Here is a 20,493-nt window from a genome sequence, read left to right on the forward strand (position 1 = left end):
ACCAGTCGACCGCCGAACGGGCCGAATGTCCACCACCTTGTCACGCTTCTGGTCAAGATGAACAGACGACCGAACAATCGGTAGGGAGCCCCCGCCACCCCTGGAGGTGCCCCGAGATGACCGTTCTCGACCACAGACACCACGCGCCTGTGCCCGGCTGGCTGCCCGGGGCCACCGCCCCGCGCGCCGATCCGGCACCCCTCCTCCCGGACCTCTCCCCCGTCCGGGCGATCGGCACCCCCGCGCTGGAGAAGTACGACCCGGCCCTGCTGCGCGAGCTCTACCGCCGGCTGGTCGTCGGCCGCCGGTACAACCAGCAGGCCACCACCCTGACCAAGCAGGGCAGGCTCGCCGTCTACCCGGCGTCCACCGGCCAGGAGGCCTGCCAGGTCGCCGCCGCGCTGGTGCTCGGCGAGTGCGACTGGCTCTTCCCCAGCTACCGCGACACCCTCGCCGTGGTCTCCCGGGGCGTCGACCCGCTGGAGGCGCTGACGCTGCTGCGCGGCAGCGCCCACACCGGCTACGACCCGCGGGCCAGCCGCACCGCCCCGCTCTGCACCCCGCTCGCCACCCAGGCCCCGCACGCCGTCGGGCTGGCGCACGCCGCCCGCCTGCGCGGCGAGCCGGTGGTCGCGCTGGCGATGCTCGGCGACGGCGGCACCAGCGAGGGCGACTTCCACGAGGCGCTGAACTTCGCGGCCGTGCTGGGTGCCCCGGTGGTCTTCCTGGTGCAGAACAACGGCTACGCGATCTCCGTCCCGCTCAGCGCGCAGTCCGCCGCGCCGAGCCTGGCCCACAAGGCCGTCGGCTACGGCATGCCGGGCCGGCTGGTGGACGGCAACGACGCGCCCGCCGTGCACTCGGTGCTGACCGAGGCGGTCGAGCGGGCCCGGGCCGGCGGGGGCCCGACCCTGGTCGAGGCGCTGACCTACCGGATCGACGCCCACACCAACGCCGACGACGCCACCCGCTACCGCACCGAGTCCGAGGTGGCCGCCTGGCGCGAGCACGACCCGATCCAGCTGATGGAGCGGGCGCTGCGCGGGCTCGGCCTGCTGGACGACCGGCTGGTGCGGGAGGCGGCGGACGAGGCGGAGGCACTGGCGGCCCGGATGCGGGCCGAGTTCCACGCCGACCCGGCCCTGGACCCGATGTCGCTGTTCGCCCACGTCTTCGCCGAACCCACCCCTCAACTGAGGGAGCAGGCAGAACAGTTGGCCGCCGAGCTGGCCGCGGAGGCGGAGGTGGCCGACCGATGAGCACGGCTTCCCACCCGTCGCCCGCCCCCGCCCTCGGCGCAGCGGCGGTACGGAACACCTCCGGTGCCCGTACCGCAAGCATGGCGCAGGCGCTCAACTCCGCGCTGCGGGACGCCATGCGCGAGGACCCGGCGGTGCACGTGCTCGGCGAGGACGTCGGCGCGCTCGGCGGCGTCTTCCGGATCACCGACGGGCTCACCGCCGAGTTCGGCCCGGAACGCTGCCTGGACACCCCGCTGGCCGAGGCGGGCATCCTCGGCACCGCGATCGGCATGGCGATGTACGGGCTGCGCCCGGTGGTCGAGATGCAGTTCGACGCCTTCGCCTACCCGGCGCTGGAGCAGCTGTTCTCGCACGTCGCCAAGATGCGCAACCGCACGGCGGGCAGGCTCCCGCTGCCGATCACCGTCCGCATCCCGTACGGCGGCGGCATCGGCGGCGTCGAGCACCACAGCGACGCCTCCGAGGCGTACTACACCAGCACCCCCGGCCTGCACGTGGTCACGCCGGGGACGGTGGCCGACGCGTACGGGCTGCTGCGCGCCTCGATCGCCTCCGACGACCCGGTGGTCTTCCTGGAGCCCAAGCGGCTCTACTGGGGCAAGGCCGACTTCGACCCGGCGGCGCCGGTCGAGCCGATCGGCCGGGCGGTGCTGCGGCGCACCGGCACCTCCGCCGTGCTGATCACCTACGGCCCCTCGCTGCCGGTCTGCCTGGAGGCGGCCGAGGCGGCGCAGGCCGAGGGCTGGGACCTCGCGGTGCTGGACCTGCGCACCCTGGTGCCGTTCGACGACGAGACGGTCTGCCGGGTGGTGCGCTCGCTCGGCCGGGCCGTGGTGGTGCACGAGGCGAGCGGCTTCGGCGGCACCGGCGCGGAGATCGCCGCCCGGGTGACCGAGCGCTGCTTCCACCACCTGGCCGCGCCCGTGCTGCGGGTCACCGGCTTCGACGTCCCGTACCCGCCGCCGATGCTGGAGCACCACCACCTGCCCGGGGTGGACCGGATCCTGGACGCGGTCGCCCGGCTGCAGTGGGAGGACCGAGGATGATGCCCGTCGTGCGGGAGTTCCGGCTGCCCGACCTCGGTGAGGGGCTCACCGGGGCGGAGGTGGTGCGCTGGATGGTCGAGGTCGGCGAGGTGATCGCGGTCGACCAGCCGGTGGTGGAGGTGGAGACCGCCAAGGCCGTGGTGGAGGTGCCCTGCCCGTACGGCGGGGTGGTCACCGCGCGGTACGGCGAGGAGGGCGAGGAGATCGCCGTGGGCGCACCGCTGGTGACGGTCGCGGTGGCGCCGGCGGAGGGGAGCACTCCGGAGGCTCCGGTCGAGCCGGCCGTTGCCGCTGCCGAGGTGGAGCGGCCGCTGGTCGGGTTCGGGGTCGCCGAGCCGGGCCGGGGCGGGCGGCGGCGCCGGGTCGGGGCACCGGCCTCGGCCGTGGCCGTGGTGGCTCCCGCGCCGGCTGCGGCCGTGCCGGCCGGGCCGGCGGTGGTGCCGGTGATCTCGCCGCTGGTGCGGCGGCTGGCCCGGGAGCAGGGGGTCGACCTGGCCGCGCTCACCGGGAGCGGGCCGGACGGGCTGATCATGCGTGCGGACGTCGAACGGGCGGTCGCGGCCAAGGTGGCCGCTCCGGCGGTCGCCGGGCCCGCCGCGCAGGAGGGTGTCGTCCCGTTGCGCGGGCTGCGCAAGGCGGTGGCCGAGAAGCTCGGCCGCAGCCACCGGGAGATCCCGGCGGCGACCTGCTGGGTGGACGCGGACGCCACCGAACTCATGGCGCTGCGGCGGCAGTTGAATGCCACGCCCGGGCCGAAGGTGAGCGTGCTGGCGCTGCTGGCGCGGATCTGCACGGTGGCGCTGACGCGCTTCCCGGAGCTCAACTCCTCGGTGACCGAGGACGGTTCGGGCATCATCCGGCACTCGGCGGTGCACCTGGGCTTCGCCGCCCAGGGCGAGCGCGGGCTGGTCGTCCCGGTGGTGCGGGACGCGCAGAACCACAGCACCGAGCAACTGGGCGAGGAGCTTGGCCGGTTGACCGAGGCGGCGCGCAGCGGCGGACTCACCCCGGCCGAACTGACCGGTGGCACCTTCACGTTGAACAACTACGGGGTGTTCGGCGTGGACGGCTCCACCCCGATCCTCAACCACCCGGAGGCGGCGATGCTCGGGGTCGGCCGGATCGTCGCCAAACCCTGGGTCCACCAGGGGGAGTTGGCGGTGCGCGAGGTGACGCAGCTGTCGTTCACCTTCGACCACCGGGTCTGCGACGGCGGGACGGCGGGCGGCTTCCTGCGGTTCGTCGCGGACTGCGTGGAGCAGCCGGGGATGCTGCTGCGGCAGCTCTGAGCCCGGCCGTCGGGCGGGGCCGCGATTGCCCTGGGTGCGCGGAGGGGCGCCCAGGGCGACCGTGGGCCGGGGAGAGTAGCGCGTTCCGGGCCCGGATGTCCGGGCTTCGCGCGATTCGCCGGACGAGCGGTCCGGGCGTGCCACGCTGCCTTGGCGCCAGCAGGGACAAGCCGGGTGGTGGCGCAGGGCGGCCGGAGGCGAAACGATTCTCTTGGGTACTCGAAACGTAGCGGTGAGGTCCCGCGGAACGGTCCTGGTCCGCACCGGGCACGGCTCGGCGGGGGTCACCTCCGTCCCGGGCCTGCCGGCGGCCGCGCCCGGAGGGCGCCGGTCGCGGGAGCTGACCGTCCGGCCGCCGATGCCCCTGGACCCGCCGGACCGGCCGCCGGTGTCGCCGGCGTCGGCAGCTCCGGCGGACGCGCCGACAGCGGTGCTGCCGCCGGTGTCGCTGCTGGAGCCCGTCCGGCCGGTGATCCCGGCCCGGCCGGTGCAGCCGCCGGCCGTCCCCGTGCCCGTTCCTGCCCCCGTGCCCGCGCCCGCCCCCGCCACCGCGTTCCGCCCGCTGTTCGTCGACGTGCCCGGCCTCAACCGGGCCGGCCCGGGCGACCGGTGGAGCGAGGCCTGGGGTGTGCGGACCCCCGCCGGACGGCTTCCGGCCGCGCCCCCCGCCGCCGCGCTGCCGGCCGCCGGGCCCGACCGGGCCGCCGGGGACCAGCCGCTCACCACCCGGGACGTCGAGCTGGTCCGGGCCGGCCTCGCCGCCGTCGAGCCGGTCGCCGACCGGGCCACCGCGCACTTCTACGCGCTGCTCTTCCTGCGCCACCCCGAGCTCCGCTCGTTCTTCCCCGCCGCCATGGACGTCCACCGCGACCGGCTGTTCCGCACCCTGCTGGCCGTCGTGCGCGAGATCGACCAGCCGGTGGCCCTGCGCGCCACGCTGGCCGGACTCGGCCGCAGCCACCGCCGGTACGGCACGCTGACCGGCCACTACGTCGCGGTGGAGGAGTGCCTGGTGCAGACGCTGGCCCGGTACGCGGGCGGCGGCTGGGGCGCCGAGGCCGAGCAGGCCTGGCGCCGCGCCTACCGGATGATCTCCTCGGCCATGATCGAGGCCGCCGAGGAGGACGCCCGCACCTCGCCGCCCTGGTGGCAGGGCGAGATCGTCCGGCACGAGCGCCGCACCCGGGACGTCGCGGCGATCACCGTCCGGCCGGACCAGGCCTACCCGTTCCGGGCCGGGCAGTACGCGGCTCTGGAGACGCCCTGGTGGCCGCGGGTCTGGCGGCACTACTCCTTCGCCGCCGCGCCCCGCCCGGACGGGCTGCTGACCTTCCACGTCAAGGCCGTCCAGGCGGGCTGGGTGAGCAACGCGCTGGTCCACCGCGCCGCGCCCGGGGACGTGCTGCGGCTCGGTCCGGCGGCCGGCTCGATGACCGTCGACCACGCGGCCGGCCCGGACCTGCTCTGCCTCGGCGGCGGCACCGGCATCGCACCGATCCGCGCCCTGGTCGAGGAGGCCGTCGAGCACGGCACGCCCGGCCGCCGGGTCGAGGTGTTCTACGGGGCCCGCCGGGCCGAGGATCTGTACGAGCTGGACGGGCTGCGCGAACTGGCCGCGCACCACCCCTGGCTGACGGTCAGTCCGGTGCTGTCCGGCAGCGGGCCGGCCGGTGGTCCGCTGCCCGGGGGTGGTTCGGCCGGCGGCCTGCTGACCGGCGAACTGCCCGAGGTGGTGGGCCGGTTCGGCCCGTGGACCGGCCGCGAGGCGGTGCTCAGCGGGCCGCCCGCGATGGTGCGCCAGGGCGTCGGGGTGCTGCTGCGCACCGGGGTGCCGGCCGAGCGGATCCGGCACGACCCGGTCGGCGACCCGGCCGCCTGGTGATCACCCGAGGTCGGGGGCGAGGAGCGCGCGGATGCCCTCGATGTTGGCCGCCAGGTATGCCCGCAGCCGGGGCGGGACCACGTTGACGGAGGTGACGCCCTCGCGGGTGAACGGAAGCCGGACCACCTCGTACTCGCCGTTGGGGTCGGTCACCTCGGGCCCGTGCCGCCGGCTGAGGTCCATCGAGGCGAGCCGGCAGACGAAGAAGTGCTGCACCTTGACCCCGTGCGGGTGCGGCAGGGTGCCGCCGTCGACCGGGGTCCCCCCGGCCGGAGGATGGGGGAGGGCGTGGCTGATGGTGTCGACGAAGGCCGGCACCACGTCCACGATCTTGCCGCCGAGCTCCTCGTCGACCTCGCGGTGCAGCGCCTCGACCACCGTCCGGTCCTCGCGCTCGACCCCGCCGCCGGGGGTGATCCAGTACGGGTGCGGCGCGCCCGGCCGGACCCGCCGGATCAGCACGATCGAGGCCGGGCCGTACGGATCGTCCGGGTCCAGGTCCAGCAGGATCGCCCGCGCGGTGCGCTTCACGACCGGGCGCGGTGGCGGGATGCGGTTCTCGGGGCCCATGGCCACCTCCGGGACTGGCGCGTTGTGCGGGAGTCTCCCGCACCGGGGAGGGGGCGAAACCCGGGGAACGGGTCGAAACGCACCGGGAACGGGTCGAAACGCCGACCCGGTCGGGTGCATCCGTTCGGGGGCCCGTTGTGCTGCAATGAGCAGCTATTGGGCAAATCGGAGGTTTCGCTCCGCACGCCCGTTCTGGGCACGGACCTGTACGAGGGACTCGGGCTGGGGGTTGGGTGGCATGGATCGGATCGCACAGCCGTTCGAGAGAACGCGGCCGGTCGAGATCGCGCGGGAGTCCCGGACGGCCGCGCCGCGGCGGCCGGCGGTGGACCGCAGGCCCACCCTGATCGGCTCCGTCCAGCGGGCGCTGCGGCTGCTGGAGGCAGTCGGGGGCTTCCGGTGCGGCGCGACCGCCAAACAGCTGGCCCGGGCCGCCGAACTGCCCCTCGGCACCGCCTACCACCTGCTGCGCACCCTGGCCCACGAGGGCTACCTGCGGCGCTCCGAGGGGCGCTTCTTCCCCGGGGAGGCGCTCGACGGGATAGCCCGGTCCTGCGACCACGACCTGCGGACGCGGATGCAGTCGTTACGGGACGAACTCGGCGCCGCCGTCTACTTCGCGCTGTACCGGGACGGCGAGGTCCACGTGGTGGACGTGGTCGAGGACCCGGACCGCCCCGCCGTCGAGCCCTGGGCGGACTTCCGGGCCACCGCCCACGCGCACGCCATCGGCCAGTGCCTGCTCGGCCAGCTGCCCGAGGAGGCGCGCCGCGACCACCTCGCCCGCCATCCGCCGGCCGGGCTCACCCCGTCCACCCTCACCGGCGAGAGCGCCGTGCTGCGCCGGCTCGCCGTGCTGCGGCCGACCATGCCCGTGCTGGAGCGGCAGGAGTACGTGCTCGGCACGGTCTGCGCGGCCGTCCCGATCACCATCGGCCCGGTGGTCGCCACCATGGCCCTGTCGCTTCCGGTCGAACAGGCCGACCGGTTGGCCTCCGCCGCCCGCCAACTGCGGCGCGGGGTCGGGGCGATGAGCCCCTCGTTCATCCCCTGACACCACTTGGTCCAGACCTGCTCCGGTTTGTTCACCATTTGAAAAAGCACACCTTGTCCACTACATCACCAAACGTGGACGATGATGATCGAACGTGGATTGGTTGCATAAACCGTCACAAAAACCGTCGAAACCATGTCCGGCCGCCATCGGACCAAGCGAACCGACGGCGCGGGCAGAACGAGAGGTACTGGCGCATGCAGCACAGCACAGTCCAGGGTCACCTGGTGATGAACCTCGTGGTCTCGCACGAGCTCTCCTTCCGCCTCCTGGTGGACCTGGTGTACGAGGCCGACGACCCGTACGCCGTCCGGCTCACCTTCCACCTGCCCGGCGACGCCCCGGTCACCTGGTACTTCGCGCGGGAGCTGCTGCTCGACGGAATCAGCGGACCGGCGGGCGAGGGCGACGTGCACATCCGCCCGGTCGGTGAGGAGCCCTCGGAGATCTGCATCGTGCTGCGCTCCCCCGACGGCGACGCCCTGCTGCGCGCCTCGTCGGCGCCGCTGATCGCGTTCCTGGCGCGCACCGACCGGCTGGTGCCGATGGGGCAGGAGCTCACCGGGCGGGACATCGACGCCCAGCTCGCGGACCTGCTCAAGGGGCGTGAGAACGCGGGGTGAGCGCTCCGGCGGCGGCAGCCCGCACAGGCACGGCGAAGGGGCCCGCACCCGGTGGAACACCCGGGTGCGGGCCCCTTTCGGCTGTCCGCACGACACCGGTCAGTCGTCGTCCAGGGCCAGGTGCAGGCCCCACGAGACCAGGCTGATGATCAGTGAACCGACCAGTGCGGCACCGAAGTTGACCACGTGGAAGTCCAGGTTCAGCTTCCCGGAGGCCCAGGAGGTGAGCAGGAGCATCAGGGCGTTGATCACGAAGGTGATCAGACCCAGCGTGAGAATGAACAGCGGGAACGAGAACAGCTTGACCACCGGCTTGATCAGCCAGTTCACCACGCCGAAGACGACGGCGACGCCGAGCACCGTCAGCGCCTTGTGCTGCCAGTCCGCCGTGCCCTGAGCCAGTTGGATGCCGCTGACGATCCAGGCGGCGACCCAGATGGCCGCCGCGTTGATCAGTGTCTTGATGACGAAACCCTTCATGCGGCCCAAGCCTGGCAGCAACCCCGGTCCCGGCGGAACCACCATGCGGCGGGGTGGTGTTGAATGCGCCAGGGCGCGGAGGCGGACGGACGGGCCCGAGGACGAGGGAGCACGGCGCGGTGAAGCTCTTCCGGCTGGACGAACTGGACGCCGAACGGGCGGCCAACGACGGTGCGTACCTGCGGTTCCTGCGCGAACCGCGGATGTCCGCCGGGCTGTACGCGCTCGCCCCCGGCGACACCGACGCCCAGACCGCGCACGACCAGGACGAGATCTACCAGGTGATCAGCGGCCGGGCCGAGCTGACCGTCGGCGCCGAGACCGCGACGGTCGGGCGGGGCACCGTGGTGTACGTGCCGGCCGGCACCCCGCACCGGTTCCACCACATCACCGAGGAGCTGCGGGTGCTGGTGGTGTTTTCCCCTCCGGAGGACTGAGCACCCCGGCGGTCGGGGTCGGCGTCATAGGGTCGGCGTCATGAGCACCAAGACGCTGACCGAAGAACTCTGGGCGGCCATCGAGCCGGTGTACGCCGAGATCCTCGCCCACCCCTTCCTGGCCGGGCTTACCGACGGCACCCTGCCGCGCGAGGCCTTCCGCCACTTCGTCGTCCAGGACTCGCACTACCTGCGCGACTACGCCCGCGCGCTCGCCGTCTGCGCGGCCAAGGCACCCGGCGAGGAGGACGTCCGGGCCTTCGCCGACGACGCGGTCGGCGCGCTGGCCGCCGAGCAGGGCATGCACGCCGAGTTCCTGACCGCCTTCGGCGGCAGCGCCGAGGAGGCCGCCGCCGAGCCGGTGCTGCCCACCACCCGGGCCTACACCAGCTACCTGCTGGCCACCGTCTACGGCGGCTCCTTCGCCGAGGCGGTCGGCGCGGTGCTGCCCTGCTACTGGATCTACGCGCGGGTCGGCGAGGCGCTGCTCGCCCAGGGCTCGCCCGACCCGCTGTACGCCAAGTGGATCGCCACCTACGGCGACGAGGCCTTCCAGTCGGTGGTCCGCCGGGTGCTGGCGCTCACCGACCGGCTCGGCGAGGAGCTGTCCGCGGCCGAACGCCGCAAGGTGGTCGAACACTTCGTGACCACCTCGCGCTACGAGTGGATGTTCTGGGACGCCGCCTGGCGCGGTGAGCGCTGGCCGGTCTGAGCCGTGCGGGCGCGCCTGCCCGTCCCCCGGCAGGGCCCGGACGACGGGCGGGCGGTGGCGGGTCGGCCCGTGGCGCAGGAGCCGGCCGGGTCGGCGGCGGCGTCGGCTTCTCGGGGGTCACACGGGGGGTCGGAGTCGGGGTGATCTCGGGGTTCTCTCCGGGCCGTTGGGCCTCGTTCCGGCACTCACGTCACCGTACGATCGAAGTACCGAAAGCAAGCGGGATGCGGCACCGGACGGCGGCCGACCCGAGGGGAGAAGAGGAACCGACATGGCTGAGCTCTGGAAGTCGCTGCCCTCCTGGGTGCGCAACATCGTCATCCCGGTGCTGGTCCTGGTGCTGGCCTGGAACATCGTCGCGTTCGTGTTCGGCGTTGTCGGCGCACTGCTCTCGATCGTGATCAAGCTGCTGGTGGTGGTCGGCATCGCGGCCGCCGTGGTGGTCCTGGTGAAGAAGGCCGCCAAGAGCTGACCGGACACCCCGTAACGCCGCCCTGAGGCCCGGTCCCCCGCGAGGGGGGAGCCGGGCCTCGGGCGTTCCCCGCGGGGTGCCGGCCGGCCGGGCGGGCCGTGACGTGCTCTGGACCTGCGGCGATCCGCTCGCTACGGTGTTGGGCGTCGTGTGCAGGCAACACCGCCTGCGACGCGGGAGCTCGGAGCACCGGGCTGAGAGGACGCTGACCGGGACGTCGACGGACGGACCGACGGCTGCGTCGACCGCAGGAACCTGACCGGGTAATGCCGGCGTAGGGAGTAGAGGTCAGATGACCACGTTCGAAGCACAGCCGCAGTCTGCCCAGGGCGCCCCCAGCAGCGAGCGCACCGGCTACCCGACCCCGGCCTGGCGCAAGGCCCACCGCGAGGGATCGCGCCCCGACCTGCGCGTTCCGTACCGCGAGGTGCAGCTCACCAACGGCAGGTCCGTCCCGCTGTACGACACCTCCGGCCCGTACACCGACCCGTCCTACGAGCCCGACGTGCGACGTGGCCTGCCCGCGCTGCGGGACGCCTGGATCCGCCAGCGCGGCGACGTCGAGGAGTACGACGGCCGCGAGCCGCGTCCCGAGGACGACGGGATCAAGCACACCTCGCCGCGCGGCGGGGACCTGCGCAACCTGGACGCCGTCTTCCCCGGCCGCCCGCGTCGCCCGCTGCGCGGCCGCGCCGGTGGCGCCGTCACCCAACTCGCCTACGCCAAGCGGGGCGTGGTGACGCCGGAGATGGAGTTCGTGGCGCTGCGCGAGGGCCTCGCACCCGAGTTCGTGCGCGCCGAGGTGGCCCGCGGCCGGGCCGTCATCCCGGTCAACGTGAACCACCCGGAGGTGGAGCCGGCCGTCATCGGCACCAACTTCCTGGTGAAGATCAACGCCAACATCGGCAACTCGGCCGTCACCTCCTCGATCGAGGAGGAGGTGGAGAAGATGACCTGGGCCACCCGCTGGGGCGCCGACACCGTCATGGACCTCTCCACCGGCCGCAACATCCACACCACCCGCGAGTGGATCCTGCGCAACTCCCCGGTGCCGATCGGCACCGTGCCGCTCTACCAGGCGCTGGAGAAGGTGGACGGCAAGGCCGAGGAGCTGAGCTGGGAGGTCTACCGGGACACGATCATCGAGCAGTGCGAGCAGGGCGTCGACTACATGACCGTCCACGCCGGCGTGCTGCTGCGCTACGTCCCGCTCACCGCCCGCCGCAAGACCGGCATCGTCTCGCGCGGCGGCTCGATCATGGCGGCCTGGTGCCTGGCCCACCACCAGGAGAACTTCCTCTACACCAACTTCGAGGAGCTCTGCGACATCCTCGCCTCCTACGACGTCACCTTCTCGCTCGGTGACGGCCTGCGCCCGGGCTCGATCGCGGACGCCAACGACGAGGCGCAGTTCGCCGAGCTGAAGACCCTCGGCGAGCTCGGCCGGATCGCCCGCGAGCGCGACGTCCAGGTGATGATCGAGGGCCCGGGCCACGTCCCGATGAACAAGATCAGGGAGAACATGGATCTCCAGAAGGAGATCTGCGACGAGGCGCCGTTCTACACCCTCGGCCCGCTGACCACGGACGTCGCCCCCGGCTACGACCACATCACCTCGGGCATCGGCGCCGCGATGATCGCCTGGTGGGGCACCGCGATGCTCTGCTACGTGACCCCCAAGGAGCACCTGGGCCTGCCCAACCGGGACGACGTCAAGACCGGCGTGATCACCTACAAGATCGCCGCCCACGCCGCCGACCTGGCCAAGGGCCACCCCGGTGCCCAGGCCTGGGACGACGCCCTCTCCGACGCCCGCTTCGAGTTCCGCTGGGAGGACCAGTTCAACCTGGCCCTCGACCCGGAGACCGCCCGCGACTTCCACGACGAGACCCTCCCCGCCGAGCCCGCCAAGACCGCGCACTTCTGCTCGATGTGCGGCCCGAAGTTCTGCTCGATGAAGATCAGTCAAAAGATTCGGGACGAGCACGGCGACGGTTCCAGCGCCGTCAACACCGAGTTCCACGCCGAGGCGCTGGCCGGCATGCAGGCCAAGTCCGAGGAGTTCGCGGCTCAGGGCAACCGGGTCTACCTCCCGCTCGCCGACTGACGCAGGAGCCTGACACCTGAGCGCCGCCCCGAGAGCTCTTGCTTCTCGGGGCGGCGCTTCGTCGTTCCCGCTCCGAACATGCTCCACTATCTGCATTTTGCAGATAGTGGAGCTAGAATGCAGACATGACTGCCCTCACGATCCGGGACGTCCCGGACGACCAGATCCAGACCTTGAAGGTCCGCGCAGCTCAGGCCGGCAAGTCGCTGCAGGCGTTCATGCAGGACCTGATCGCCAGGGAGGCCTCCAGGCCCACGATGGCGGAGATGATGGAAAGGCTGAACCGGGAAGCCACTGCCAACGTCAGCGCCGCCGACGTTCTCGCTGCCATCGATGAAGGGCGAGCCGGGCGTTGATCGTCATTGACTGCTCTGCCCTCGTCCTGGTTCTCACGGCCCACGGTTCCGACGGGGAGCTCATCCGCAACCGCGTAGCCGAGGCTGGGGACGTCTACGCTCCCACTCTCCTTGACTACGAGATCCAGTCGGCCCTTCTCGGCATGCGGCGTGGCGGCAAACTGACCGAGAAGGAAGTGGAGAGGGCGGTCGCCGCATACCGGATGCTTCCCATCGCCAAACGGGAGACGCTGCCCTTCTGGGACCGGGTGAAGAAGCTGCACGCCAACCTCAGCGCCTACGACTCCCAGTATGTCGTCCTGGCGGAGGCCTTGGGCGTACCGCTGGTCACCAGCGACGCGAGGATCAAACGCAGTGGTGCGGCGAAGTGCGAGGTCGAGGTCTTCGCCTCGGTCCGCTCCTGACTGGCGCAACTCATCTTCGTGGTGCCTTTGTTGGCCTTCTGCTCGATGAAGATCTCCCAGAAGATCCGCGACGAGCACGGCGAAGGCTCCACCGCCGTCACCACCGACTTCGATGCCGAGGTCCTGGCCGGCATGGCCGAGAAGTCGGCGGAGTTCGCGGCCCAGAGCAACCGGGTCTACCTTCCGCTGGCCGATTGATCGGGTTCCATCGTCGGCACGGGCCGGGAGTGAAGTCGGGCTCGCGGCCCATGCCGACCGACAGCAGTGCCGGGAAGCGGAGGTGCTTCCCGGCACTGTGCTCAGGCTGTCTGCCCGGCGCCGAAAACGATCGTCATGGGCAGGTGCCGCACGTCGCCCCGGCCACCACCACGCTGGTTTCGGCGGTGGCCGGCGTGGTCGGAACGGGCTAGGCGGTGGGGGTGAACGGGGCGGGGGTGCCGTCCACCCTCACCAACGGCTTCACGCTGATGTCGACCGGGCCCTGGTCGGTGTCCGGAGCGAGGCTGAGCCAGTCGGAGAACCACGCCCCGGTGAAGTCGGTGAGCGACAGCCGCACCTTGTAGTGGTGGCTCGCCCCCTGGCCGAGACCGCCGACCACCGGCGGCAGCTTCCAGACGTTGTCCGAGCCGGGGACCGTGACCCACTGGTCGTCCTGCAGCACGTCCAGCTTGAGGGTGGCCGGGATCGGGCGGGAACCGTTGCCGAAGCGGAGCGTCGGGTTGATCGTCGAGTCGATGGCCGCGCCGTTGTTGGTCAGGTTGAGATCGGTCTCGAACGGCTGCTTGTACGAGACGGTGCCCGAGTAGTTGCTGAAGTCCTGGACGAGGGCGCCGGTGGGGGAGGCGACCGGCAGGGTCACCGGGGCGCTGTTGGTGCTGTCGTTCAGGTCGTTCACCAGCCCGACCTCGACGGCGGTGTCGTCCGCCGGGAGGGCGGCCTTCAGCTTGAAGGAGACCGCCCAGCTGTAGGTCGTGTGGGCCGGCACCGTGAAGGGCACGTAGGACATGCTGTACTCGGGCACGACGTAGCCGGAGAAGGTGCTGTTGTCGCTCCAACTCGCCAGGCCGTAGGTGGCCGGCGCGGAGATCGCCTTGGCGTTGAAGTCGATCCAGGCCCATCCGCTCGGGGTGGAGCCCACCGGCTTGACGGTCACCGCAGGGTGGAACGGCTGGTCCTGGTCGGAGTTGTTGGTGACGGTCATCGTCAGGGCCGCGCCGTTGCCGCCGCGGGTCAGCGGGGCCTGTCCCTCGGTCGGCTCCAGGGTGGCTACCAGGGGCTTGGCGTCGGTCGGTGCGGGAGTGCCGGCGAAGGCGGTTGCCGGGGCGAGCGCGGCGGTGCCGGTGGCGACCACCAGCGTGGCGGCGGCGAGCAGGCCGGAACGACGGGTGGACGAGTGCGCGAACATGGGTGATCTCCCCCCAAGAAGAACCAAATGCAGACGTTTGCTGAGGTCGGTCCGCCTCTTCGGTGCGGGCCCAGCAGCTGCGATGTGAAGATCTTCTCAGGCGAATCGTTCGATCACCACGTAAAATCGCCACTGTAATGTGACGGTGCGTCAGACTGATCGTCGGCAGTGATGGCCCGAGTACCGTCGGAGCCCGGACCGCCCTGAACACCGCCCCTGGAGCCGTCGCTTCTCGGGGCGGCGCGTCGTCGTGGCGCGTAGTACTACGTAGTAGGGGTAATACGGGATGCCAGGAGCAACGAGATGCGACTCAGCAGCAAAGGTCAGGTCACGATCCCTGCAGAACTTCGGCAGAAGTGCGGTCTCCGTCCCGGGGACGAGGTGGATGTGATCGAGGAGGAGGGCGTCCTGCGGATAGTGCGCCGGGTCGGGGCGGGCACCGGAGGACAGCGACTGGCGCGGCGGATGAGGGGAACCGCTGCGGGCGGCATGTCGACCGACGAGATCATGGAGTTGCTGCGTGGCGAGTAGCCGGCTGAGGCTTGTGGAACAGGAGCGGACTCAGCCGGTGACCCTGGTCGACTCCTGCGTGCTGCCGGACCTCATGACGGATGACCCCACCTGGGCCGACTGGTCCGAAGTCGAGCTCGCCAAAGCTCAGGACGAGGGACAGGTGGTGATCAGCCCGATCGTCTACGCCGAGGTCTCGGTGGCCTATGCGGCGATCGAGGAACTTGACGCGGTTCTCCCCACTGAGGCCTTCACTCGAGAGCCGCTTCCGTACGAGGCCGGGTTCCTGGCCGGCAAGGCCTTCCTGCAGTACCGCAAATGTGGCAGTCAGAAAACCGCTCCGCTTCCGGACTTCTACATAGGCGCGCATGCGGATGTCCGGGGTTACCGCCTGCTCACCCGGGATGCCACGCGCTACCGCACCTACTTCCCGACCGTTCAGTTGATCTGCCCTTGAGGGCTGTTCGGCTCGCGGCGGCGCGGTCGTCGGTGGTGGGGAAGTCGGTCGAAGAATTTTCGCGGGGAGCGATGAGTTTTCGGGGTGACCGTGGTCTACCCCTGTGCAAGCGATCACGCGACCACGGAGGAGACACCGAGATGACCGAGAACCTGGGCGAGCTGACCATCACCCGTGAGCTGCCGGGCGCCTCGGCCGCCGCGTTCGAGGCGTACTTCGAGCCGGAGCAGTTCGTCCGCTTCTGGGGCCCGGTCGGCACCCACGTGCCGCTGGAGACCGTGACCATCGAGGCGAAGGAGGGCGGGCGCTACGACAGCACCATGGTGGTCGACGCGACCGGCGAGCGGTACCCGCTGAAGGCCGAGATCGCCGAGATCCGGGCCGGCGAGTCCTTCACGATGGTGGAGGAGGGCTCGGGCATGCGGTCCACCCTCACGTTCACCGAGCTCGGTGAGGGCCGCACCCGGGTGGTGCTGCACCAGACCGGGGTGCCGGAGATGTTCCGCGGCCCGGAGGCCGAGGCGGGGCTGAACTCCAGCTTCGACCGGCTGGTCGAGCACCTCGCCGGCCGGAACTGACCGAGCGCGCGGGTGGTCGAGGGGTGCCGCCCCGGCCCACCCCCGTGGGGCCGGGGCGGGGGCCTGTTCAGTCGGCGGCGTCCTGGGGGTACCAGCGGAGTTCGACCGTGTTGCCGTCCGGGTCGCGGACGTAGACGGAGGTCGCGGTGCCGCGGGCGCCGTAGCGGGGGACGGGGCCTTCGAGGACGGTGAAGGTGCCCGCGTCGATGACCTCCTGCCAGTCGAGGGGCTCGACGGTGAGGCAGATGTGGTCGACGTTGGACTCCTGCCGGGGCCCGTGCACCAGGTCGATGATGGTGTCGGGCGTGACGCGGACGGACGGGAAGGACACCTTGCCGGCCCGCCACTCGTCGACGCGGACGGGCTCCAGGCCGAGCAGGCCGGAGTAGAAGGCCAGCGAGCGTTCGACGTCGGCGACGTTGAGGACGAGGTGGTCGAAGGCCACGACGCGCATGGTCGGTCCTTTCGGTCAAGGGGCGGGGTTCCCGCTCGGTCGGTGACGTGTTCAACGATCCCGCCGTCCGGACGGGTGATCAATGCGCGATGGACGTACGATCGTTGAGCCGGGTTCAACGATCGAGGGGTGGGGCTGGATGCTGGAACGGCTGGAGGTCGAGGTCTTCCTCGCGCTCGCCGAGGAACTGCACTTCGGCCGGACCGCCGAGCGGCTGCACCTGACCACCGGGCGGGTCAGCCAGGTGGTGAAGAAGCTGGAGCGCCGGATCGGCGGCCCGCTGTTCGAGCGCACCAGCCGGTCGGTCCGACTCAGCGCCGTGGGGCGGCAGTTGGCGGACGACCTGGCGCCGGTGGTGGAGGCGATGGCGGCGGCCCTGCGGCGCGCGGAGGACGCCGGCCGAGGGGTCGCCGGGGAGCTGCGGGTGGCGTTCCTCGGGGAGTGGACGGCGCCGGTGCTGCTCAAGGCGGTCGCGCTGTTCGGCGAGCGGCACCCCGACTGCCGGGTGGACGTCCGCGAGGTCCAGCTCTCCAACTCCCGGGCGAGCCTGGTGGACGGCTCGATCGACGTCCTGATCGCCTCCTACCCGTTCGACGGCATGGCCTGCGGACCGGTGCTGCTGACCGAGCAGCGGGTGCTGGCGGTGGCGGCCGGGCACCCGCTGGCCGCGGAGCGGTCGGTGTCGGTCGAGGTGCTCGCCGACCATCCGGTGGTGCAGTACCCGGCCGTCACCTCGGCGGGCTTCAAGCGCGACCGCACCCCCGACCACACTCCGTCCGGCCGCCCGGTGCCCAAGGGCCCGTCCGGCGGCACCTTCTCCGAGATGCTCAGCCTGGTCGCGATGGGCCGCGGCGTCCTCCCGGTCGGCGAGCACTCCCGCCGCTACTACCCGCGCCCGGACGTCGCGTACGTGCCGATCCACGACGCGCCCCCGATCGAGCGCGGCCCGGTCTGGCTGGAGGGCAACACCACCGCCCGGGTCCGCGCCTTCGTCCGGGCGGCGGCGGACGTCGCCGAGCGGCGGGCCGGCGAGGCGGCGCCGTCGTGCGTCGCGGCGGCGGGCTGAGAGGGGCGGCGGAGCGCTTCAGGAGATGGCGCGCAGCCGGGGCCGCTCCGGGGCGAGCAGGCGGTCGAGGTGGGCGGCGGTGTCGTCGTCGGCGGGGAGCAGCACGAGGAGCTGCTGGGAGTCGTCGGGGAGCTCCAGGGTCTCGCGGTGGAGCCGGAGTTCGGGGCCGGACGGGTGGTGGAGGCGGAGCGGGCCGCGGCGGGGGACGAGGTGGTTGCCGAGCCGGCGGGTGAAGTCGGGGCCGGCGAGCGGGGCGAGTTCGGTGCTGAGCCACTCGGCGGACTCGACGGAGGGGCCGAGCCAGAGGTCGAAGGCCTGTTCGTCGGCGACGTCGTCCCAGTCGGCGAACAGGGTGCGGGCGCGCGGGTCGGTGAAGACGTAGCGGGTGAGGTTGGGCGCCGGGGTGTCGAGCAGTCCGGCCGCGCCGAGGACGGCCGCGTAGCCGCTGGTGTGGGCGAGGACGTCGCCGAGGCGGTTGGTGACGGCGGCGACGCCGGGTTCGAGCAGGCGCAGCGTCGCGAGGACGGTGGGGCGCAGCTCGCGCGGGGCAGGGGCGGGCCGGGTGCGGCCGGCGCACGCGCCGCCGGTGATCTTGGTGAGGTAGCGCAGGTGGTTGCGCTCGGCGGGGTCGAGGCTGAGGGCGTCGGCGAGTGCGTTGACCACGGGGGTGGAGGGGTTGCGGTCGCGGCCCTGCTCCAGCCGGGTCAGGTACTCGACGCTGATGCCGGCCCGGACGGCCAGGTCGGAGCGGCGCAGCCCGGGCGAGCGGCGGCGGCCGTGGTCGGGCAGGCCCAGCGTCTGCGGCTGGATGCTGTCGCGCTTCGCGCGGATGAAGTCCCCCAGTGGTGTGCCCATATGGCGAGCGTACGGCTGATCGTCACGCCGAGGGTGGCCCTGCGGGGGCCAGCCTGAGCGCGGCCTGGTTGCGGCCGTGCGGCGGGCGGAGGGTGGTGGCCATGGAGACGAACACGCACAAGCTGGTGATCATCCTCGGCAGCGTCCGGGAGGGCCGGTTCGGCCCGGTGGTGTCCTCGTGGGTGGCCGAGCAGGCCGCCGCGCACGGGGGCTTCGAGGTCGAGGTGGTGGACCTCGCCGAGGTCGAGCTTCCGCTCGAACTCCCCGCTGCCTCGCCGAAGTTCGCGGGTGACGGCTACCCGCGGCCGGCCGGGATGGCGAAGCTGACCGAGGCCCTGGAGGGCGCCGACGCCTTCGTCGTCGTCACACCGGAGTACAACCACAGCTACCCGGCCTCGCTGAAGGCCGCGATCGACTGGCACTTCACCCAGTGGACGGCCAAGCCGGTGGCCTTCGTCAGCTACGGCGGCGCGGCCGGCGGCCGGCACGCCGTGCTGCACCTGGAGAACGTGCTGACCGAGCTGCACGCGGTGACCATCCGGGACGGCCTGGCCTTCCCGAACTACTTCACCGCCTGGGCGGACGGCCGCCCGAACGACCCGCAGGCGCCCGGCTACGCCAAGGTCCTGCTCGACCAACTGTCCTGGTGGGCCGGCGCGTTGAAGAACGCGCGGGCCGCCGTGCCGTACCCGGCCTGAGGCGAGGGGAAGAACGGTGGAGTACCTGGAACTGCCCGGAACCGACCTGGAGGTCAGCCGGATCGCGCTCGGCTGCATGGGCTTCGGCGGTGGCGGCGGCGGGCACAACCCGTGGGCGCTGGACGAGGAGGCCGCCGCGCCGGTGTTCCGGCGGGCGGTCGAGCTCGGCATCACCCTCTGGGACACCGCCAACGTGTACGGCGGCGGCGCCTCGGAGGAGCTGGTCGGCCGTGCGGTGCGGCGCTACACCCGGCGCGAGGACGTCGTCCTGGCGACCAAGGCGGGCCTGCCGATGCACGACGGCCCGGGCGGCTCCGGCCTGTCCCGGCGGGCGGTCCTGGAGCAGGTGGACGGCTCGCTGGCCCGCCTCGGCACGGACCACATCGATCTCTTCCAGCTGCACCGCTTCGACCCGGCGACCCCGGTCGAGGAGACGGTGGCGGCGCTGTGCGAGGTGGTCGAGGCGGGGAAGGTCCGGTACGTCGGCGTCTCCTCGATGTGGGCCTGGCGGTTCGCGAAGCTGCGGCACGCGGCGGCCCTGGCCGGCGGCCCGCAGTTCGTGTCGATGCAGCACCAGTACAGCCTGGTGCAGCGCGAGGAGGAGCGGGAGATGTTCCCGTTCCTCGCCGACCAGGGCGTGGCCGGCCTGGTGTGGTGCCCGCTGGCCTCGGGCCGGCTGGCCCGGCCGTACGGGCAGGGCACCGCCCGCTCGGCCGGGGACCCGGTCGCCGGACGCTTCTTCGCGGACGTCGACCGCCCGATCGTGGACGCCGTCCAGCACGTCGCCGAGGCCCGCGGCGTCCCGATGGCGCAGGTCGCGCTCGCCTGGGTGCTGCGCAACCCGGTGGTCGCCGCCCCGATCGTCGGCGCCACCCGCCCGGGCCACCTGGACGACGCGGCGGCCGCCCTGCGCCTCGGCCTCACCGACGCTGAGGCGGCGGCCCTGGAGGCCCCGTACACGCCCCGCCTGCCGACCGGCTTCTGAGCCGGGGACGACTCGACCCGCCCTGCGCCGGGGGCGGCTCAACCCGCCCTGCGCCGGGGGCGGCTCAACCCGCCCTGCGCCGGGGGCGGCTCAACCCGCCCTGCGCCGGCGGTAGTAGTGCACGGTGAGCACGGCGAGCAGCGGTCCCCAGGCGGCCAGCGGCAGGTAACCGGCCCAGAACGTGACGGTCTGCCAGCCGTGGGTGACCAGCCCCAGGTTCCGGTCGCCCCGGATGGTCAGGCCGAGGGAGAACATCACCATCGCGTACGGGAAGACCATCAGCACCGCCGAGCCGAGCCCGGCCGGGAGCACGGCGGCGAGCACCGGGACCGGGCGGCCGCCGAGACCGGGGATCCAGCGCGGCCACACCTCGCCCCAGCGGGCGACCAGGCCGAAGCAGAGGAAGGCCAGCGCCTCGCTGACCACGCTGAGGGCGAGGATGTACCCCCAGCCGCCGTCGAACGAGGCGGGGTCCTGCTCCGGGGGCGTCGGGCCGTGGTCGAGCAGCGGCAGTCCGAGGATGAAGCCGCCGATGCGCCAGAGGCACGAGGGCAGGACCGCCAGGGTGATCGCGTACCCTGTCCGCACCGCCCAGCGGGGCACGCCCGGTGCGGGTGTGCCGTGCAGCCGTGCCGCGATCGTCCGTGCGCCCATGGTTCCGCCTCCCGGCCCGGGCGGACGCGGTCCGTCCGCCACCGGCTCCGACCCTCCCGGAGGACGCCGGCGGGGGCGTCCTCACCCGGGCTGAACCCGGGCCGGCCCGCTCCCCCGGGCGGGGGAGCGGGCCGTCG

General features: G+C 72.6%; 25 protein-coding genes and 1 riboswitch. Of the genes, 19 read left to right on the plus strand and 6 right to left on the minus strand.

The window, feature by feature from the left end:
- Positions 1 to 116 precede the first annotated feature (116 nt).
- The 4 genes from pdhA to ACIRRH_RS27525 all read left to right on the plus strand — a co-directional run bounded on the left by pdhA (position 117) and on the right by ACIRRH_RS27525 (position 5,479).
- Entirely contained in the window at positions 117 to 1,259 is a 1,143-nt protein-coding gene (gene pdhA, locus ACIRRH_RS27510) for a pyruvate dehydrogenase (acetyl-transferring) E1 component subunit alpha (protein ID WP_403072616.1), read from the plus strand.
- A gap of 80 nt (positions 1,260 to 1,339) precedes the next feature.
- Positions 1,340 to 2,308, plus strand: a complete 969-nt coding sequence (locus ACIRRH_RS27515) for an alpha-ketoacid dehydrogenase subunit beta (RefSeq protein ID WP_403072758.1) — start codon at positions 1,340 to 1,342, stop codon at positions 2,306 to 2,308.
- Complete coding sequence (locus tag ACIRRH_RS27520; RefSeq protein WP_403072761.1) at positions 2,308 to 3,597, plus strand: dihydrolipoamide acetyltransferase family protein; 1,290 nt, start codon at positions 2,308 to 2,310, stop codon at positions 3,595 to 3,597. Before ACIRRH_RS27515 ends, ACIRRH_RS27520 begins: the two co-directional genes overlap by 1 nt.
- A gap of 232 nt (positions 3,598 to 3,829) precedes the next feature.
- Entirely contained in the window at positions 3,830 to 5,479 is a 1,650-nt protein-coding gene (locus ACIRRH_RS27525) for a globin domain-containing protein (protein ID WP_403072619.1), read from the plus strand.
- Here the strand turns inward: ACIRRH_RS27525 and ACIRRH_RS27530 are convergent, their stop codons facing one another.
- Complete coding sequence (locus ACIRRH_RS27530) at positions 5,480 to 6,049, minus strand: NUDIX domain-containing protein (RefSeq protein WP_403072622.1); 570 nt, start codon at positions 6,047 to 6,049, stop codon at positions 5,480 to 5,482.
- 238 nt (positions 6,050 to 6,287) lie between these two features.
- Between ACIRRH_RS27530 and ACIRRH_RS27535 the strand changes: the two genes are divergently transcribed.
- Together ACIRRH_RS27535 and ACIRRH_RS27540 are read left to right on the plus strand one after the other, a co-directional pair.
- A complete protein-coding gene (locus ACIRRH_RS27535) occupies positions 6,288 to 7,103 on the plus strand; it encodes an IclR family transcriptional regulator (protein WP_403072625.1) in 816 nt (271 codons plus the stop codon).
- 197 nt (positions 7,104 to 7,300) lie between these two features.
- Positions 7,301 to 7,726: an SsgA family sporulation/cell division regulator gene (locus tag ACIRRH_RS27540; protein ID WP_403072628.1), complete on the plus strand. Its 426-nt coding sequence runs from the start codon at positions 7,301 to 7,303 to the stop codon at positions 7,724 to 7,726.
- 99 nt (positions 7,727 to 7,825) lie between these two features.
- Here the strand turns inward: ACIRRH_RS27540 and ACIRRH_RS27545 are convergent, their stop codons facing one another.
- Positions 7,826 to 8,206: a phage holin family protein gene (locus ACIRRH_RS27545; RefSeq protein ID WP_403072631.1), complete on the minus strand. Its 381-nt coding sequence runs from the start codon at positions 8,204 to 8,206 to the stop codon at positions 7,826 to 7,828.
- 119 nt (positions 8,207 to 8,325) lie between these two features.
- Between ACIRRH_RS27545 and ACIRRH_RS27550 the strand changes: the two genes are divergently transcribed.
- The 7 genes from ACIRRH_RS27550 (at position 8,326) to ACIRRH_RS27580 (ending at position 12,892) form a co-directional block, all read left to right on the plus strand.
- Positions 8,326 to 8,643 (plus strand): cupin domain-containing protein, encoded by a 318-nt coding sequence (locus ACIRRH_RS27550; protein ID WP_403072634.1) that lies wholly within the window; start codon positions 8,326 to 8,328, stop codon positions 8,641 to 8,643.
- A gap of 40 nt (positions 8,644 to 8,683) precedes the next feature.
- Positions 8,684 to 9,355, plus strand: coding sequence for a thiaminase II (gene tenA, locus ACIRRH_RS27555; protein WP_380769580.1), 672 nt, complete (start codon positions 8,684 to 8,686; stop codon positions 9,353 to 9,355).
- Positions 9,356 to 9,626: 271 nt separating this feature from the next.
- On the plus strand, positions 9,627 to 9,827 hold the full coding sequence (locus ACIRRH_RS27560) for a DUF5326 family protein (protein ID WP_049653234.1): 201 nt from the start codon (positions 9,627 to 9,629) through the stop codon (positions 9,825 to 9,827).
- Positions 9,828 to 9,990: 163 nt separating this feature from the next.
- A riboswitch (TPP riboswitch) is annotated at positions 9,991 to 10,125 on the plus strand.
- A complete protein-coding gene (gene thiC, locus ACIRRH_RS27565) occupies positions 10,120 to 11,934 on the plus strand; it encodes a phosphomethylpyrimidine synthase ThiC (RefSeq protein WP_403072638.1) in 1,815 nt (604 codons plus the stop codon). (Overlaps the previous riboswitch by 6 nt.)
- Positions 11,935 to 12,059: 125 nt before the next feature.
- On the plus strand, positions 12,060 to 12,290 hold the full coding sequence (locus ACIRRH_RS27570; RefSeq protein WP_403072641.1) for a FitA-like ribbon-helix-helix domain-containing protein: 231 nt from the start codon (positions 12,060 to 12,062) through the stop codon (positions 12,288 to 12,290).
- Complete coding sequence (locus ACIRRH_RS27575) at positions 12,287 to 12,694, plus strand: type II toxin-antitoxin system VapC family toxin (protein ID WP_403072644.1); 408 nt, start codon at positions 12,287 to 12,289, stop codon at positions 12,692 to 12,694. Before ACIRRH_RS27570 ends, ACIRRH_RS27575 begins: the two co-directional genes overlap by 4 nt.
- A 45-nt stretch (positions 12,695 to 12,739) precedes the next feature.
- Positions 12,740 to 12,892 carry a hypothetical protein gene (locus tag ACIRRH_RS27580; protein WP_403072763.1) on the plus strand — a complete coding sequence of 51 codons (153 nt, stop codon included), beginning with the start codon at positions 12,740 to 12,742 and terminating at the stop codon, positions 12,890 to 12,892.
- Between the two features lie 208 nt (positions 12,893 to 13,100).
- Here the strand turns inward: ACIRRH_RS27580 and ACIRRH_RS27585 are convergent, their stop codons facing one another.
- Positions 13,101 to 14,099 (minus strand): hypothetical protein, encoded by a 999-nt coding sequence (locus tag ACIRRH_RS27585; RefSeq protein ID WP_403072647.1) that lies wholly within the window; start codon positions 14,097 to 14,099, stop codon positions 13,101 to 13,103.
- A 303-nt stretch (positions 14,100 to 14,402) separates the two neighbouring features.
- On the opposite strand from ACIRRH_RS27585, the gene ACIRRH_RS27590 reads away from it, so the two are divergent.
- The 3 genes from ACIRRH_RS27590 to ACIRRH_RS27600 all read left to right on the plus strand — a co-directional run bounded on the left by ACIRRH_RS27590 (position 14,403) and on the right by ACIRRH_RS27600 (position 15,644).
- On the plus strand, positions 14,403 to 14,630 hold the full coding sequence (locus tag ACIRRH_RS27590; protein ID WP_403072650.1) for an AbrB/MazE/SpoVT family DNA-binding domain-containing protein: 228 nt from the start codon (positions 14,403 to 14,405) through the stop codon (positions 14,628 to 14,630).
- Positions 14,631 to 14,667: 37 nt separating this feature from the next.
- Positions 14,668 to 15,066, plus strand: a complete 399-nt coding sequence (locus ACIRRH_RS27595) for a type II toxin-antitoxin system VapC family toxin (RefSeq protein ID WP_403072653.1) — start codon at positions 14,668 to 14,670, stop codon at positions 15,064 to 15,066.
- A gap of 140 nt (positions 15,067 to 15,206) precedes the next feature.
- On the plus strand, positions 15,207 to 15,644 hold the full coding sequence (locus ACIRRH_RS27600; RefSeq protein ID WP_403072656.1) for an SRPBCC domain-containing protein: 438 nt from the start codon (positions 15,207 to 15,209) through the stop codon (positions 15,642 to 15,644).
- 67 nt (positions 15,645 to 15,711) lie between these two features.
- On the opposite strand, the gene ACIRRH_RS27605 is transcribed toward ACIRRH_RS27600, so the two are convergent.
- Complete coding sequence (locus ACIRRH_RS27605; protein ID WP_403072659.1) at positions 15,712 to 16,098, minus strand: VOC family protein; 387 nt, start codon at positions 16,096 to 16,098, stop codon at positions 15,712 to 15,714.
- Between the two features lie 139 nt (positions 16,099 to 16,237).
- Here ACIRRH_RS27605 and ACIRRH_RS27610 point away from each other — a divergent pair, with 139 nt between their 5' ends.
- The gene (locus ACIRRH_RS27610) at positions 16,238 to 17,164 is read left to right on the plus strand and encodes a LysR family transcriptional regulator (RefSeq protein WP_403072662.1); all 927 of its coding nucleotides are present in this window, start codon (positions 16,238 to 16,240) and stop codon (positions 17,162 to 17,164) included.
- Between the two features lie 18 nt (positions 17,165 to 17,182).
- Here ACIRRH_RS27610 and ACIRRH_RS27615 read toward each other — a convergent pair whose 3' ends face one another.
- Positions 17,183 to 18,019: a helix-turn-helix domain-containing protein gene (locus tag ACIRRH_RS27615; protein ID WP_403072665.1), complete on the minus strand. Its 837-nt coding sequence runs from the start codon at positions 18,017 to 18,019 to the stop codon at positions 17,183 to 17,185.
- 101 nt (positions 18,020 to 18,120) lie between these two features.
- Here ACIRRH_RS27615 and ACIRRH_RS27620 point away from each other — a divergent pair, with 101 nt between their 5' ends.
- Both ACIRRH_RS27620 and ACIRRH_RS27625 read left to right on the plus strand, forming a co-directional pair.
- Positions 18,121 to 18,717 (plus strand): NADPH-dependent FMN reductase, encoded by a 597-nt coding sequence (locus ACIRRH_RS27620; protein WP_403072668.1) that lies wholly within the window; start codon positions 18,121 to 18,123, stop codon positions 18,715 to 18,717.
- Positions 18,718 to 18,733: 16 nt separating this feature from the next.
- Positions 18,734 to 19,702, plus strand: coding sequence for an aldo/keto reductase (locus ACIRRH_RS27625; protein WP_403072671.1), 969 nt, complete (start codon positions 18,734 to 18,736; stop codon positions 19,700 to 19,702).
- A 90-nt stretch (positions 19,703 to 19,792) separates the two neighbouring features.
- Here the strand turns inward: ACIRRH_RS27625 and ACIRRH_RS27630 are convergent, their stop codons facing one another.
- Positions 19,793 to 20,356 carry a hypothetical protein gene (locus ACIRRH_RS27630; protein ID WP_403072673.1) on the minus strand — a complete coding sequence of 188 codons (564 nt, stop codon included), beginning with the start codon at positions 20,354 to 20,356 and terminating at the stop codon, positions 19,793 to 19,795.
- Positions 20,357 to 20,493: the final 137 nt, after the last annotated feature.

It is taken from the genome of Kitasatospora sp. NPDC101235 (genome assembly GCF_044767505.1).
In the GTDB taxonomy this organism is placed as follows: Bacteria; Actinomycetota; Actinomycetes; order Streptomycetales; family Streptomycetaceae; genus Kitasatospora.

Bases quoted from the DNA above. Each gene is read 5' to 3' on its own strand.
- pdhA (WP_403072616.1), top strand. From the start codon at position 117: ATGACCGTTCTCGACCACAGACACCACGCGCCTGTGCCCGGCTGGCTG.
- ACIRRH_RS27515 (WP_403072758.1), top strand. From the start codon at position 1,340: ATGGCGCAGGCGCTCAACTCCGCGCTGCGGGACGCCATGCGCGAGGAC.
- ACIRRH_RS27520 (WP_403072761.1), top strand. From the start codon at position 2,308: ATGCCCGTCGTGCGGGAGTTCCGGCTGCCCGACCTCGGTGAGGGGCTC.
- ACIRRH_RS27530 (WP_403072622.1), bottom strand. From the start codon at position 6,049: ATGGGCCCCGAGAACCGCATCCCGCCACCGCGCCCGGTCGTGAAGCGC.
- ACIRRH_RS27535 (WP_403072625.1), top strand. From the start codon at position 6,288: ATGGATCGGATCGCACAGCCGTTCGAGAGAACGCGGCCGGTCGAGATC.
- ACIRRH_RS27540 (WP_403072628.1), top strand. From the start codon at position 7,301: ATGCAGCACAGCACAGTCCAGGGTCACCTGGTGATGAACCTCGTGGTC.
- ACIRRH_RS27545 (WP_403072631.1), bottom strand. From the start codon at position 8,206: ATGAAGGGTTTCGTCATCAAGACACTGATCAACGCGGCGGCCATCTGG.
- tenA (WP_380769580.1), top strand. From the start codon at position 8,684: ATGAGCACCAAGACGCTGACCGAAGAACTCTGGGCGGCCATCGAGCCG.
- ACIRRH_RS27560 (WP_049653234.1), top strand. From the start codon at position 9,627: ATGGCTGAGCTCTGGAAGTCGCTGCCCTCCTGGGTGCGCAACATCGTC.
- thiC (WP_403072638.1), top strand. From the start codon at position 10,120: ATGACCACGTTCGAAGCACAGCCGCAGTCTGCCCAGGGCGCCCCCAGC.
- ACIRRH_RS27570 (WP_403072641.1), top strand. From the start codon at position 12,060: ATGACTGCCCTCACGATCCGGGACGTCCCGGACGACCAGATCCAGACC.
- ACIRRH_RS27580 (WP_403072763.1), top strand. From the start codon at position 12,740: ATGAAGATCTCCCAGAAGATCCGCGACGAGCACGGCGAAGGCTCCACC.
- ACIRRH_RS27585 (WP_403072647.1), bottom strand. From the start codon at position 14,099: ATGTTCGCGCACTCGTCCACCCGTCGTTCCGGCCTGCTCGCCGCCGCC.
- ACIRRH_RS27590 (WP_403072650.1), top strand. From the start codon at position 14,403: ATGCGACTCAGCAGCAAAGGTCAGGTCACGATCCCTGCAGAACTTCGG.
- ACIRRH_RS27600 (WP_403072656.1), top strand. From the start codon at position 15,207: ATGACCGAGAACCTGGGCGAGCTGACCATCACCCGTGAGCTGCCGGGC.
- ACIRRH_RS27605 (WP_403072659.1), bottom strand. From the start codon at position 16,098: ATGCGCGTCGTGGCCTTCGACCACCTCGTCCTCAACGTCGCCGACGTC.
- ACIRRH_RS27610 (WP_403072662.1), top strand. From the start codon at position 16,238: ATGCTGGAACGGCTGGAGGTCGAGGTCTTCCTCGCGCTCGCCGAGGAA.
- ACIRRH_RS27615 (WP_403072665.1), bottom strand. From the start codon at position 18,019: ATGGGCACACCACTGGGGGACTTCATCCGCGCGAAGCGCGACAGCATC.
- ACIRRH_RS27620 (WP_403072668.1), top strand. From the start codon at position 18,121: ATGGAGACGAACACGCACAAGCTGGTGATCATCCTCGGCAGCGTCCGG.
- ACIRRH_RS27630 (WP_403072673.1), bottom strand. From the start codon at position 20,356: ATGGGCGCACGGACGATCGCGGCACGGCTGCACGGCACACCCGCACCG.